The sequence below is a fragment of the Ramlibacter sp. JJN2-2R genome (assembly GCF_057747835.1).
In genome coordinates this window covers 431,327-445,182 of record NZ_CM173226.1, presented here as the reverse complement: position 1 = coordinate 445,182, position 13,856 = coordinate 431,327, and the positions used below count along the sequence as shown (strand labels likewise).

The following is a 13,856-nucleotide window of genomic DNA, read 5'->3' as shown; positions in this document are numbered from 1 at the left end:
CCTTGCGGGGGAATCGGAAGCGGCATGCCGCTCCGGGTGGATAGGAAAGACTGTAGGGACGGGACCTCATCGGGGGTGTCGGACAGGTCGGCCCAGCTTTGTAGGACGCTTCCTGCGGCTGGGGCAGCACGCGGACGGCGCGCCTGCCGCTGAGGCGCGTCCAGAATCGCCCCATGCCCCCCACCCCCCGCGGCACGAATCCTGCGCGACTGCCGACAAGTCAGCGCGTACTTCTGCTCGTCGACTTCATCAACGCGCTCGACTTTCCCGGCGCCGAGCAGCTGGCGCCCCGGGCGCTGGCGGCCGCGCGCGCCACGGCCTCGCTCAAGGAGCGGCTGCGGGCCGAGGGGGTGCCGGCGATCTATGCCAACGACAACTTCGGGGTCTGGCAATCGGACTTCCGCAGCCTGGTGGCGACCTGCCAGGCGCTGCAAGGCGAGGCCGGCGAGATCGCGCGCCTGCTGGCCCCGCGCCAGGACGACATCACGATCCTCAAGCCGCGCCATTCGGCCTTCTTTGCATCGGCGCTCGAATTGCTGCTCACCGAGATGGGCGCGCGCGAGCTGGTGATCTGCGGCCTGGCCACCGACATGTGCGTGCAGCTGACCGCCGCCGACGCCTTCCTGCGCGAGTTCGAGGTCTCGGTGCCGGCCGACTGCAACGCCGCCGAGACCGACGAGGCCAAGCAGCGCGCCCTGGACTACATGGCCACCGTGCTCAAGTGCGACGTGCGGCCTTCGACGCAGCTGGCCGCGGCGACGGCGCGCTAGGGCCCCGCATCCCGGCGCGCAGGGATGGATCGCTGCCCTCGCAGCGGGCAGCGCGGCATAATCGCGACCCGTTACCAGCCACCCCACGAGCAAGCCTTGGATCCCTACCCCAGTCGGTAGCTTTCAACGCCCCCTGACCGGCGTTGGAAGCACCTTGCCGCCACGCCGAACATCGAACACCTGCCGTCAGGGACCCCATGCTCAACATCTTCACGCTCGCCAACGGACGTCTCTTCCAGGAGGAGATCGAGTCGCTGGAGGAGCTGTCCCGGTTCCAGCCGATCTGGGTCGACCTCGAGTCGCCCACCGTCGAGGAAAAGCGCTGGGTGGCGCAGTACTACGGCCTGTCCATCCCCGAGGACGCGATGGACGAGGACATCGAGGAGTCGGCGCGCTTCTACGAGGAGGACAACGGCGAGCTGCACATCCGCAGCGACTTCCTCATCGCCGATGACGACGAGCCGCGCAACGTGCGCGTCGCGTTCATCCTCAACCAGCAGAACGACACGCTCAAGAGCCGCGGCGTGCTGTTCTCGATCCACGACGAGGACGTGCCGGTGTTCCGGCTGCTGCGGCTGCGCGCGCGCCGCGCCCCGGGCCTGATCGAGGACGCGAAGGACGTGCTGCTCAAGCTGTTCGACGCCGATGCCGAGTATTCGGCCGACGCGCTCGAGGGCATCTACGACGAACTGGAGAAGGTCTCCAAGCAGGTGCTCGCCGCCGAGGTCACCGACACGATGGCCGGCGAGGTGCTGGGCGAGATCGCACGCCAGGAGGACCTGAACGGCCGCATCCGCCGCAACGTGATGGACACGCGCCGCGCGGTCAGCTTCATGATGCGCAGCCGCATGCTGTCGGCCGGCCAGTTCGAGGAGTCGCGCCAGATCCTGCGCGACATCGAGTCGCTGGACAACCACACGGCGTTCCTGTTCGACAAGATCAACTTCCTGATGGACGCCACCGTCGGCTTCATCAACATCAACCAGAACAAGATCATCAAGATCTTCTCGGTCGCCAGCGTCGCGCTGCTGCCGCCCACGCTGGTGGCCAGCCTGTACGGCATGAACCTGAAGTTCCCCGAGCTGGAGATTCTCGGCCCGGCGAGCTACCCGTACGTGCTGCTGCTGATGGCCGCCAGCGCCCTGGTGCCCATGTGGTACTTCCGCAAGCGCGGCTGGCTGCGCTGACGCCCGGGGCGGCCCGGGGCCCGCATTGGCCGTCTTGCGGGCCGGCGGCGCCGGAGTGCGGCACCGCCGCCGGCGCGGCGCGGACCGTCAGGCCGGCGCTTCTTCCACCGCTGGCGCCGCTTCCTCCCGCCGGCTGAACCACGCCACGTACAGCACCGGCAGCACCACCAGCGTGAGCAGCGTCGCCGTGATCAGGCCGCCGATCACCACGATGGCCAGCGGCCGCTGCGTCTCCGAGCCGATGTCGTGCGACAGTGCCATGGGCAGCAGGCCGAGCGCCGCCAGCATCGCCGTCATCAGCACGGTGCGCAGGCGCTGCATCGAGCCGAGCTTGACGGCCGTGCGCACGTCGGCGCCGTTGGCGCGCAGCTGCTGGAACACCGACAGCATCACCACGCCGTTGAGCACGGCCTGGCCGGACAGCGCGATGAAGCCGATCGCCGCCGACACCGACAGCGGGATGCCGAACACCCACAGCGCGATGAAGCCGCCGATCAGCGCGAGCGGCACGTTGACCAGGATCAGCGTCGCGAGCTTGACCGACTTGAAGGCGTCGAACAGCAGCACGAAGATCAGCAGCAGCGAGATCGGCACCACCACCGACAGCCGCTTCATCGCCCGCTCCTGGTTCTCGAACTCGCCCGACCAGGTGATGGTGTACGAGGGCGGCAGCTGGATGTTGCGCGCCACGCGGGCCTGCATGTCCTTGACCACCGAGCCCATGTCGCGGTCCTTGATGAAGATGCCGATCGCCATCGTGCGGCGGCCGCTCTCGCGCGCGATGTTCATCGCGCCGCTGACCTGGCGCACGTCGGCCACCGTGGCCAGTTGCGCGTAGCCGCCGTCGGGGGTCGGGATCAGCGTCTGCGGCAGCGCGGACAGCACGCGGCGCTGCTCGGGCAGCCGCACCGCGACCGCGAACTTGCGCTCGCCCTCCCAGATCTGGGTGGCGGCCTTGCCGGCCAGCGCCGCCTCGACCACGTCCTGGATGTCCTGCACGTTCAGCCCCAGGCGCGCCGCGCGGTCGCGGTCGATGTCGATCACCACCTGCGGCAGGTCGCCCAGCCGGTCGATCTCGGCGCGGTAGACGCCGCTGACCTGCTTGATCTCGCGCTCGATGTCCTCGGTCACGCGGCGCAGCTGCACCAGGTCGTCGCCGGCAACCTTGATCACGATCTGGCCGTCGATCTGCGAGATCGACTCCAGCACGTTGTCGCGGATCGGCTGCGAGAAGCTCGGCTCCATGCCGGGGATGGCGGAGACGGCGCGGTCCATCTGGTCGAGCAGCTGCTCGCGCGTGAGGCCCTTGCGCCACTCCTCGGCCGGCTTGATGTCGACGAACACCTCGGCCATGCTGATCGTCTTGGGGTCGGTGCCGTCCTCCGGCTGGCCGGCCTTGGACACGGCGGTGCGCACCTCGGGCACGGTGCGCAGGGCCCGGCGCACGTCGTGCAGCACGCGGGTGGCCTCGTCGTTGGAGATGCTCGAGGGCAGGCGCAGGTTGACCCAGATCGTGCCTTCGTTCAGCTCGGGCAGGAACTCCGAGCCCAGCCGGCTGGCCGCCACCAGCGCCAGCGCGAACGCGCCCAGCGCCAGCCCGACCACCAGGCGGCGCCGCCGCAGGGCCCAGTCGATCACCGGTTCGTACACGCTCTTGCAGGCCGACACCACGCGGTTGTCGTGGTGCGGCAGCTTGTGGCGCAGCATCCAGTACGCCAGCAGCGGCACCAGCGTGAGCGAGAACACCAGCGAGCCGACCAGCGCGGTGGTCACCGACAGCGCCATCGGCTGGAAGATGCGGCCCTCGTGGCGCTGCAGCGCGAAGATGGGGATGTGCGCCGCGATGATGATCAGCATCGAGAACAGCGTCGGGCGCCCCACCTCGTTGGCCGCGTCGACGATGGTGGCGCGGCGCTCGGAATCGCTCATGTCCTCGCGGCTGGTCGCCAGCCGGTGCATCACGTTCTCGATCACGATCACCGCGCCGTCGACGATGATGCCGAAGTCCATCGCGCCCAGCGACAGCAGGTTGGCCGGCACGCCCATCACCTTCAGCCCGAGGAAGGTGGCCAGCAGCGCCAGCGGGATCACCACCACCACGGCCAGGCTGGCGCGCAGGTTCGACAGGAACAGGTACAGCACCAGCGACACCAGCAGCGCGCCTTCGACCAGGTTGCGGAACACCGTGGACAGCGTCTTGGCCATCAGCCAGGTGCGGTCGTAGAAGGGCACGATCTGCACGCCCTTGGGCAGGCCGCGCTCGTTGAGCTGGGCGATCTTGTCCTTCACGCCCTTGAGCACCACGCTGGGGTTCTCGCCCTTGCGCATCACGACGATGCCGGTGACCACGTCGTCGTCGCCGTCCTGGCCCACGGTGCCCAGGCGCGGCACGGCGCCGACGGTGACCTGCGCCACGTCGCGCACCAGGATCGGCGTGCTGCCGCGCGTGGCCACCACGATGCGGCCGATGTCGTCGGGCGAGCGCAGCAGGCCGATGCCGCGGATGGCGTACTGCTGCGGGCCCTGCGCGACGTAGCTGCCGCCCGCGTTCGAGTTGCCGCGGCCCAGCGCGTCCAGCAGGTTCTGGAACGTCAGCTTGGTGGCGCGCAGCTTGTCCAGGTCGGGCTGCACCTCGTACTGCTTGATGAAACCGCCCATGGCCACCACGTCGGCCACGCCGGGCACCTGGCGCAGCGAGCGCTCGACCACCCAGTCCTCGATCGAGCGCAGGTCGGTGGTCGAATGGCCGTCGCCGCGCACGCGGTAGCGCATGATCTCGCCCACCGGCGTGGCGTTGGGCGCGATGTTGGCCTCGACGCCCGGCGGCAGGTCGACCGAGCGCAGGCGCTCGTTGACCTGCGCGCGAACGGCCAGCACGTCGGCCTTGTCGTCGTACGTGACGACGGTGAACGACAGGCCGAACTGGGTGTGCGAGAACACGCGGATCGAGTTGGGCAGCCCCGACAGCGCCACCTCGATCGGCAGCGTGACCTGCTTTTCGACCTCCTCGGCCGCGCGGCCGGGGTACAGCGCGATCACCGTGACCTGGGTGTCGGTCACGTCCGGGAACGCCTCCACCGACAGGTTGCTGAACGCCACCGCGCCCGCCAGCGCGAACAGCAGCGTGCCCAGCACCACGAACAGGGGCTGGTGCAGCGCGAAGTGGATCAGGCGCCTCATCGGGCCGCCGACCCGGTGCTGCGCGCGACGGCCGCCGACGCGGCGTTCGCCGGCGGCGGCGCGGCCTCGTTCTCGCCGCCGCCGGGCCCGCGGGCCTGGCGCGCCTGCGCGTACTGGCGCGCCAGCAGCAGCGTGTTCTCGCTCACCACCTGCTCGCCCGCTTCCAGGCCGGTGCCCACCAGCACCTGCTGCGGCCCCTGCCAGGCGACGCTGATGTCGCGCGGCTCGAACGCGCGCGGGCCGACCTGCACGAACACCGACTGGCGGGTGCCGCGCAGCAGCACGGCCGAGGCCGGGATCAGCACGCCGGCGCCGGGCGTGCGCTCCACGCGCGCCGTGGCCAGCATCTCCGCCTTCAGCTGGCGCTCGGGATTGGCGACGATGCCGCGCACCTTGATCGTGCGGGTGGCCGGATCGATGAAGTCGGCGGTGGCCAGGACGCGGCCCTCGAACTTGCGGCCCGGCAGCGTCGGCACGACCAGCTCGAAGGCGGCCCCGGGGCGCAGCGTGCCGGCTTCGGTCTCGCGCGCATCGATCACCACCCACAGCGAAGTCGGATCACTGACGACGAACAGCGGCGGCACGCCGGCGCCCATCTGGTCCGGCCGCAGCTCCTGGCCGGGCGTGAGGTTGCGCTCGACCACGAAGCCGGCGATGCCAGACACCAGCGCCAGCCGCTGGTCCACGCCCGCGCCCTTGCCGCCGTACAGGCGCGTGCGCGCCTCGGCCCGCTGCACCTCGGCGCGCGAGCGCGCCGCGTCGGCTTCGGCCTGCTCCAGGTCCTTGCGCGCGATGACGCCGGCCTCGAACAGCTCGCGCTGGCGGGCCAGCGACTTCTGCGCCAGCTGCGCGTCGACCTGCGCCTTGGCGGTGTCGGCCTGGGCGACGCCGAAGTCCGGCGATGCCAGCTGCGCCAGCACGGTGCCCGGCTTGACGGGCTGGCCGACGTCGGCGGCGATGCGCGCCACCCGGCCGGCGAAGGCCGGGTAGATGCGCTGCGTGCGGTCCTCGTTCCAGACCAGGCGTGCCGGCAGTTCGACGGTGAGCGTCCTGGCGGGCGCGGCGGCGACGGTCCCCAGCTGCGCGAGCTGCGGATGCTGGGGCGGATAGACGAACTGGGCGCCCTGGAGCTGGGGGTCCGGCGGCGCCGGCGGCTCGGCCGGCTCCTGCCGGCAGGCGGCGAGCGCCAGCGCGGCGGCCAGCAGCAGGGGAAGGGAAAGGCGGTTCACGGTGACCTTCGGATTCAGGGAGTGGTCTGCTGGCGCAGCTGCCAGGCGGCCAGCGCGCGCGCGTGCTCGGCGCGCGCGGCGATGTCGTCCAGCAGCACGCTGCGCAGCGTGCGGCGCGCATCGATCAGGTCCACCAGCGGCAACGCGCCCTTGGTGTAGGCCAGCTCGGCCATCGACGCCACCTGGCGCGCCCGCGGCACGATGGCGTCGGCGAATTCGGCGGCGCGCGCGGCCGCCGCATGCAGGTCCTCGAGCAGCTTGCCGGACTCGGCGCCGGCGGTGCGCCGGGTCTTTTCCAGCTGGTCCTGCGCCTGGTCGAGCGCGGCGCGGGCGCGGGCGATCTCGCCCTCGTAGCCGTAGCTGCCCAGCACGCCGGACAGCGGCATCGACAGGCGCAGCTCCAGCAGCCGGCGCGAGGTGCCGGGGTAGTGGTCGAACGAGGTGCCGAGCGTGACGTCGTTGCGGCGCAGCGCGAGCGCGTTGTCGAACGCGGCCTGCGCGGCCTCGACGCGCTGCTGCGCCGCCCGCACGTCGGCGCGCTGCTCGATGTCGGGCAGGGCGGCGGCATCGGCCGCGATCGCCGGCCAGGCGGGCTCGACCGCGAACTCGCCGCGCGCGCCGATCAGCGCGGCGAGCGCCAGCATCGCGCGTTGCCGGTCGGCCTGCGCCGCGCGCAGGTCGGCCTGGGTGCGGCGGGCCTCGATCTCGGTGCGCAGGCTCTCCTGCTGCGAGATGTCGCCGGCCCGCTGCCGGCGCGCCGACGCGGCGGCCAGTTCCCCCGCGCTCTTGCCGATCGCGGCCACCTGCACCACCCGCTCCTGCGCGGCGGCCAGGTCGTAGAACGCGCCGGCCACGGCCAGCTGCTGCTGCACCGCGACCTCGGCCAGCTCGAGCTGGGCGGCATCGGCGGCGCGCTCGGCCGCGCGGGTGCGCAGCTCGCGCTTGTTGCCGCGCTCCCAGGTCCAGTCCACGCCGACGGCCTTGTCGATGCGCTTGTCGCGCAGCACATTGCCGCCGCCGATGCCGTTTTGCAGGTCGATCGAACTGGCCTTGGCCGTCAGCACCGGCGCCGGCGCGTGGTTGGCCGTGGCGACGTCGGCACGGGCACTCTCGACCGCCCGGCGGGCCAGCGAGACGTCGACGTTGTCGCGCGCCAGGCGCAGCGCCTCGGCCAGCGTGAGCACCGGCACGGACGTGGCCGCGCCCGCCGGGGCCGTTGGCTGGGCCCACGCCCAGGCCGGCAGCGCCATGCAGGCCGCCAGCAGCAGCTTCCCAATTCTCATGCGCCGTTTATCCCGGCGAGGGGCTGACCTTCCACTGACCCGGCGGGTTCGTAGAAGCACGTACCCGAACGCCCGGTTGGCGCCGCAGGCCGCCCGGCCAGCCCGGCGCCGAGTTCAGTCGAGCAGCGCGCGCACGATGGCCGCCGAGTGACGGCTGGCGACCTCGCGGATGAAGGTGGCGAAGTCGATGTGGGCCATGTCGTCGGCGCGGTCCGAGACCGTGCGCACGGCGGCGAACGGGACCCCGTAGTCGTGGCACACCTGCGCGATCGCCGCGCCCTCCATCTCGACGGCCAGCGCCGCCGGCAGCGCGGCCTGCAGCGCCCGGCTCTCGCTGTCGGTGGCGACGAACCGGTCGCCGCTGACGACCAGCCCGCGGTGCAGGTGCACGCCGGGCAGCGCCCGTGCGGTCGCCCGGGCCAGCCGCTCGCTCAGCGCGGGATCGGTGGCGAAGGTGCTCTTGCCAGACAGCGGCACCTCGTAGCGCGGGAAGATCGGCGAGGCGTCCAGGTCGTGCTGCAGGAACGCGTCGGCGATCACCACGTGCCCCACGTCCACCCCGGCGCCGAGCCCGCCGGCCACGCCCGTGAAGACGATCTCGCCGACGCCGAACCGCTCCAGCAGCAGCGTGGCGGTGGTGGCCGCCGCGACCTTGCCGATGCGCGAGAGCACCACCACGACCTCGTGCCCGTGCAGATGGCCAGCCCAGAACTCCCGCCCCGCCACGACCTGCCGGCTCTCGTCCGGCATCAGGTCCAGCACGGCGGCCAGTTCCTCCTGCATGGCGGAGACGATGGCGGTGCGCATGCCGCATTCTGCATTTGCTGACAGTGGCGTGTGCGCCGGCGCGATTCCACGGTACAACCCGGCCACGGCCGCCTTCTCCCCCCACCGACCGGATCCGACGCGTTGCACCACGATCTCAGCCTCATCACCACCCTCGCCGCCGGCTTCGGCCTCGCCCTGCTGCTGGGCTTCATCGCCGCGCGCCTGCGGCTGCCGGCGCTGGTGGGCTACCTGCTCGCGGGCATCGCGATCGGCCCGGCCACCCCCGGCTTCGTGGCCGACGCCGCGATCGCGTCCCAGCTGGCCGAAGTCGGCGTGATGCTGCTGATGTTCGGCGTCGGGCTGCACTTCTCGGTCGACGACCTGCTGGCCGTGCGCAAGATCGCCGTGCCCGGCGCGGTGGTCCAGATGGTCGCCGCGACGGCGCTGGGCGCCGGCGTCGCGACGCTGTGGGGCTGGTCGGTCGGCGCAGCGCTGGTGTTCGGCATCTCGCTGTCAGTCGCGAGCACGGTGGTCCTGCTCAAGGCGCTGGAGAGCCGCGGCGTGCTCGAGTCCGGCGACGGCCGCATCGCGGTCGGCTGGCTGGTGGTGGAGGACCTGGCGATGGTCCTGGTGCTGGTGCTGCTGCCAGCGCTGGCGCCGGCGCTGGGCGGCCAGGCGCCCGCCACCGGGCGCGGCACCGCGGCCACCGTGCTGCTGACGCTGCTGCAGGTGGGCGGCTTCGTCGCCTTCATGCTGGTGGTGGGCCGGCGCCTGTTTCCCTGGCTGCTGTGGCAGGTCACGCGCACCGGCTCGCGCGAGCTGTTCACGCTGTGCGTGATCGCGGCCGCGGTGGGCATCGCGTACGGCTCGTCGGCGCTGTTCGGCGTGTCGTTCGCGCTCGGCGCGTTCTTTGCCGGGATGGTGCTGCGCGAGTCGGAGTTCAGCGCCCGCGCGGCCGAGGACACGCTGCCGCTGCAGGACGCGTTCGCGGTGCTGTTCTTCGTCTCGGTGGGCATGCTGTTCGACCCGATGGTGCTGCTGGAGCGCCCCTGGCAGGTGCTGGCCACGGTGGCGGTCATCGTGCTGGGCAAGTCGCTGGCGGCCATCGTGCTGGTCCGCCTGCTGGGCTATCCGGTGCGCACCTCGCTGCGCGTGGCCGCCAGCCTGGCGCAGGTGGGCGAGTTCTCCTTCATCCTGGCCGGGCTGGGCGTGTCGCTGCAACTGCTGCCGGCCGCCGGCCAGAGCCTGGTGCTGGCGGGCGCGCTGATCTCGATCGCGCTCAATCCGCTGGTGTTCGCCGCCGGCGAGGCGCTGGAGCGGCGCTACGCGGCCGGCCCGGCGCCGGATGCCCACGTGCACCCGCTGGCCGAGCTGCCGCTGTCGACCGAGCCGCGCTACCTCTCTAACCAGGTCGTGCTGGTGGGCTGGGGCCGGGTGGGCAAGCAGATCGCCGGCAGCCTGGGCGCGGCCGGTATCCCGTTCGTGGTGGCCGAGGCCAACCGCGATGCCGTCGAGGCCCTGCGCGCCCAGGGCATCCCGGCCGTGTGGGGCGACGCCACCGAGCCCGAGGTGCTGGTGCAGGCGCACGTGCGCCACGCCCGCGCGCTGGTGATCGCGACGCCCGAGACGGTGCAGGTGCGCACCATGGCGCGCACCGCGCGCACGCTCAACCCGGACATCGCCGTGGTCGTGCGCAGCCACAACGCGCAGGAAGCGGGCCTGCTGGCCGCCGACGGGGTCGGCCAGGTGTTCGTCGGCGAGACCGAACTGGCCCGCTCGATGGCCGCGCATGTGCTGCAGGTCGTCGGGCCGCCCGCGGCCGTGGGCGGCTGAGCCCGCCGGCGGACGAAAAAAAAGCCGGGCAGCGCCCGGCCCGCGCCCGGCGCGGCCTACTTCCTGTCGCGCAGCTCGCGGCGCAGGATCTTGCCCACCGGCGTCTTGGGCAGGTCGGTGCGGAACTCGATCACCCGCGGCTGCTTGTAGCCAGTGAGGTTGGCGCGGCAGAACTCGCGCACCTTGTCCTCGGTGAGCGCGGGATCCTTCCGCACGATGACGAGCTTGACGGCCTCGCCGGTGCGCTCGTCCGGCACCCCGACCACCGCGCACTCCAGCACGCCCTCCAGGCCCGCGACCACGTCCTCGACCTCGTTCGGGTACACGTTGAAGCCGGACACCAGCACCATGTCCTTCTTGCGGTCGACGATCCTGAAGAAGCCGTGCTCGTCCACGGTGCCGATGTCGCCGGTCTTGAAGTAGCCGTCGGCCGTCATGACCTTGGCGGTCTCGTCCGGGCGCTGCCAGTAGCCGGCCATCACCTGGGGACCCTTGATCGCGATCTCGCCCGGCTGGCCGGCCGGCACCTCCTGGCCGTTGTCATCGACCAGCTTCATGTCGGTGGACGGCAGCGGCACGCCGATGCTGCCGGTGTACTGGGTGCTGGTGACCGGGTTGCAGCTGGCCGAGGGCGAGGTCTCCGACAGGCCGTAGCCCTCGCAGATCGGGCAACCGGTCTTGTCCAGCCAGAGCTTGGCGACCGCGCCCTGCACCGCCATCCCGCCGCCGACCGACACCTTCAGGTTCGACCAGTCGACCTTGCCGAAGTCCGGGTGGTTGGCCAGGCCGTTGAACAGCGTGTTGACCGCGGGGAAACTGTGGAAGGTGTGGCGCGACAGCTCCTTGAGCGTGCCGGCCAGGTCGCGCGGATTCGGGATCAGGATCAGCTTGGCGCCCGTGCGCATCGACAGCATCATCCCCACCGTGAAGGCGAAGATGTGGTACAGCGGCAGCGCGCACACGCCGGTGGGCTGCTCGCCCGCGGGCACCTTGCCCATCACCGGCGCGTTCCAGGCCTCGGACTGCAGCACGTTGGCGATGACGTTGCGGTGCAGGAGCACCGCGCCCTTGGACACGCCGGTGGTGCCGCCGGTGTATTGCAGCACCGCCACGTCGTCGGGGCCGAGGTCGACCGCGCGCAGCGTGCCGCGCGTGCCCTCGGCGATCGCCTGGTTGAACCGCACCGCGCCGGGCAGGCTGTAGGCGGGCACCATCTTCTTGACGTTGCGCACCACGTAGTTGACCAGCGCGCCCTTGACCAGGCCGAGCTGGTCGCCCATGGCCGCCAGCACGACATGCCTGACCGGCGTGTTGCCGATGCACTGCTGCAGCGTGTGGGCGAAGTTCTCGACGATGACGATGGCCTTGGCGCCCGAGTCCTTAAGCTGGTGCTCCAGCTCGCGCGGCGTGTACAGCGGGTTGACGTTCACCACCACCAGGCCGGCGCGCAGGATGGCCGCGACGGCCACCGGGTACTGCGGCACGTTGGGCATCATGATCGCCACGCGGTCGCCCTTGGCCAGGCCCAGCCCCTGCAGGTAGGCGGCGAAGGCGCGGCTGAGCGAGTCGGTCTGGCCGAACGTGACGTCCTTGCCCATGAAGCTGTAGGCGGTGCGCGCGGCGTACTTGCCGAAGCTCTCCTCCATCAGCTGGACCAGCGAGCGGTACTGCGACGCATCGATCTGGGCCGGCACGCCGGGGGGATAGGCGCTCAGCCACGGGCGCACGGGGGTCGGGGGCTGGCTCATGTCCATGGCTCTCCTCGTTGTCTTGTCTCGTTGCATGCCCGGCGGACGCGGCCATTGTGGCCACCGCCCCGGGCGGCGCGGCTCGTGTTTTTCCCTGACGCGGCGCTGACGCCGCGGGCGGTCACTCGATGGCCTTGACCATCTCCTCGACGACCTTCTTGGCGTCGCCGAAGACCATCATGGTCTTGTCCATGTAGAACAGCTCGTTGTCCAGCCCGGCATAGCCGGCGGCCATCGACCGCTTGTTGACGATCACGGTCTTGGCCTTGTAGGCCTCCAGGATCGGCATGCCGTAGATCGGGCTGCCCTTTTGCAGCGCGGCGGGGTTCACCACGTCGTTGGCGCCCAGGACGATGGCGACGTCGGCCTGGCCGAACTCGCCGTTGATGTCCTCCATCTCGAACACCTGGTCGTACGGCACCTCGGCCTCGGCCAGCAGCACGTTCATGTGACCCGGCATGCGGCCGGCGACCGGGTGGATCGCGTACTTGACGGTCACCCCCTTGTCGGTGAGCTTTTGCGCCAGCTCCTTGACCGCATGCTGGGCGCGCGCCACCGCCAGGCCGTAGCCCGGCACGATCACCACGGTCTCGGCGTTCGACAGCACGAACGCCGCGTCGTCGGCGCTGCCGCTCTTGACGGGGCGTTGCACCGCCTCGCCGGCGGCGGCCTGGCCGGCCTCGCCGCCGAAGCCGCCCAGGATGACGTTGAAGAACGAGCGGTTCATCGCCTTGCACATGATGTAGCTCAGGATCGCGCCCGAGCTGCCCACCAGCGAGCCGGCGATGATCAGCATGCTGTTGTTCAGCGAGAAGCCGATGCCCGCGGCCGCCCACCCCGAGTAGGAGTTGAGCATCGACACCACCACCGGCATGTCGGCGCCGCCGATCGGGATGATGATCAGCACGCCGAGCACGAACGACAGCGCCAGCATCGTGAAGAACGCGAGCCAGCTGCCGGTGAGCATGAACACCAGCCCGAGGGCGACGGTCACCAGCCCCAGCACCAGGTTCAGCAGGTGCTGGCCGGCGAACACCACCGGCGCGCCCTTGAACAGCCGGAACTTGTAGGTGCCCGAGAGCTTGCCGAAGGCGATCACCGAGCCGCTGAAGGTGATGGCGCCGATGGCCGCGCCCAGGAACAGCTCGAGCCGGTTGCCGGTGGGGATGGGTTCGCCGCGCGGCAGGTTCTGCAGCAGCGCCGACGGCTCCAGCACCGCCGCCACCGCGATGAACACCGCCGCCAGGCCGATCATGCTGTGGAAGAAGGCCACCAGCTCCGGCATCTTGGTCATCTCGACGGTGCGCGCGCGGTAGGCGCCGTAGCCGCCGCCGACCACCAGGCCGACCAGCACCCAGACCATGCCGCGGCCGCCGCCGGACAGCTCGACGATCAGCGCCGCCGTGGTCAGCGCGGCGATCGCCATGCCCACCATGCCGAACAGGTTGCCGCGGATCGAGGTGGTCGGGTGCGACAGGCCCTTGAGCGCCTGGATGAAGCACACCGACGCCGCCAGGTACAGCAGCGTGACGACATTCATGCTCATGGCTTGTCCCCCGCCGCCGGCTTGCGGTCCTTCTTGCGGAACATCTCGAGCATGCGGCGCGTGACCAGGAAGCCGCCGAAGATGTTGACCGCCGCCAGCGCGACCGCCAGCACCCCCATCGCCCGGCCGCCCCAGGTCTCGGTCTGCGCCGCGGCCAGCATGGCGCCGACGATCACGATGGCGCTGATGGCGTTGGTCACCGCCATCAGCGGCGTGTGCAGCGCCGGCGTGACGGTCCACACCACGTGGTAGCCCACGTAGATGGCCAGCACGAAGATGATCAGGTTGGTGATGGTGTGGGAGACTTCCATG

General features: G+C 71.1%; 10 protein-coding genes. 3 read left to right on the top strand and 7 right to left on the bottom strand.

Annotated elements, in window-relative coordinates; all coding sequences use genetic code 11:
* The first annotated feature begins 173 nt into the window (after positions 1-173).
* Together AC3ANR_RS02190 and AC3ANR_RS02185 are read left to right on the top strand one after the other, a co-directional pair.
* Positions 174-770, top strand: a complete 597-nt coding sequence (locus AC3ANR_RS02190) for a cysteine hydrolase family protein (protein WP_488290245.1) — start codon at positions 174-176, stop codon at positions 768-770.
* A gap of 197 nt (positions 771-967) precedes the next feature.
* Positions 968-1,957: a magnesium and cobalt transport protein CorA gene (locus AC3ANR_RS02185; protein ID WP_488290244.1), complete on the top strand. Its 990-nt coding sequence runs from the start codon at positions 968-970 to the stop codon at positions 1,955-1,957.
* A gap of 87 nt (positions 1,958-2,044) precedes the next feature.
* Here the strand turns inward: AC3ANR_RS02185 and AC3ANR_RS02180 are convergent, their stop codons facing one another.
* The 4 genes from AC3ANR_RS02180 to AC3ANR_RS02165 form a co-directional block, all read right to left on the bottom strand.
* Positions 2,045-5,137, bottom strand: coding sequence for an efflux RND transporter permease subunit (locus AC3ANR_RS02180; RefSeq protein ID WP_488290243.1), 3,093 nt, complete (start codon positions 5,135-5,137; stop codon positions 2,045-2,047).
* Positions 5,134-6,366 (bottom strand): efflux RND transporter periplasmic adaptor subunit, encoded by a 1,233-nt coding sequence (locus AC3ANR_RS02175; RefSeq protein WP_488290242.1) that lies wholly within the window; start codon positions 6,364-6,366, stop codon positions 5,134-5,136. The genes AC3ANR_RS02180 and AC3ANR_RS02175 overlap by 4 nt, the downstream gene beginning before the upstream one ends.
* Positions 6,367-6,380: 14 nt before the next feature.
* Entirely contained in the window at positions 6,381-7,649 is a 1,269-nt protein-coding gene (locus tag AC3ANR_RS02170; RefSeq protein WP_488290241.1) for a TolC family protein, read from the bottom strand.
* Between the two features lie 114 nt (positions 7,650-7,763).
* On the bottom strand, positions 7,764-8,456 hold the full coding sequence (locus AC3ANR_RS02165; RefSeq protein WP_488290240.1) for a 5'-methylthioadenosine/adenosylhomocysteine nucleosidase: 693 nt from the start codon (positions 8,454-8,456) through the stop codon (positions 7,764-7,766).
* Between the two features lie 102 nt (positions 8,457-8,558).
* On the opposite strand from AC3ANR_RS02165, the gene AC3ANR_RS02160 reads away from it, so the two are divergent.
* Positions 8,559-10,250 carry a cation:proton antiporter domain-containing protein gene (locus tag AC3ANR_RS02160; protein ID WP_488290239.1) on the top strand — a complete coding sequence of 564 codons (1,692 nt, stop codon included), beginning with the start codon at positions 8,559-8,561 and terminating at the stop codon, positions 10,248-10,250.
* 56 nt (positions 10,251-10,306) lie between these two features.
* Here the strand turns inward: AC3ANR_RS02160 and AC3ANR_RS02155 are convergent, their stop codons facing one another.
* From AC3ANR_RS02155 to AC3ANR_RS02145, 3 genes are all read right to left on the bottom strand, one after another.
* Positions 10,307-11,998 (bottom strand): long-chain-fatty-acid--CoA ligase, encoded by a 1,692-nt coding sequence (locus AC3ANR_RS02155; RefSeq protein ID WP_488290238.1) that lies wholly within the window; start codon positions 11,996-11,998, stop codon positions 10,307-10,309.
* A 121-nt stretch (positions 11,999-12,119) separates the two neighbouring features.
* Entirely contained in the window at positions 12,120-13,544 is a 1,425-nt protein-coding gene (locus tag AC3ANR_RS02150; RefSeq protein ID WP_488290237.1) for an NAD(P)(+) transhydrogenase (Re/Si-specific) subunit beta, read from the bottom strand.
* Positions 13,541-13,855, bottom strand: a complete 315-nt coding sequence (locus tag AC3ANR_RS02145) for an NAD(P) transhydrogenase subunit alpha part 2 (protein WP_488290236.1) — start codon at positions 13,853-13,855, stop codon at positions 13,541-13,543. The genes AC3ANR_RS02150 and AC3ANR_RS02145 overlap by 4 nt, the downstream gene beginning before the upstream one ends.
* Position 13,856 lies beyond the last annotated feature (1 nt).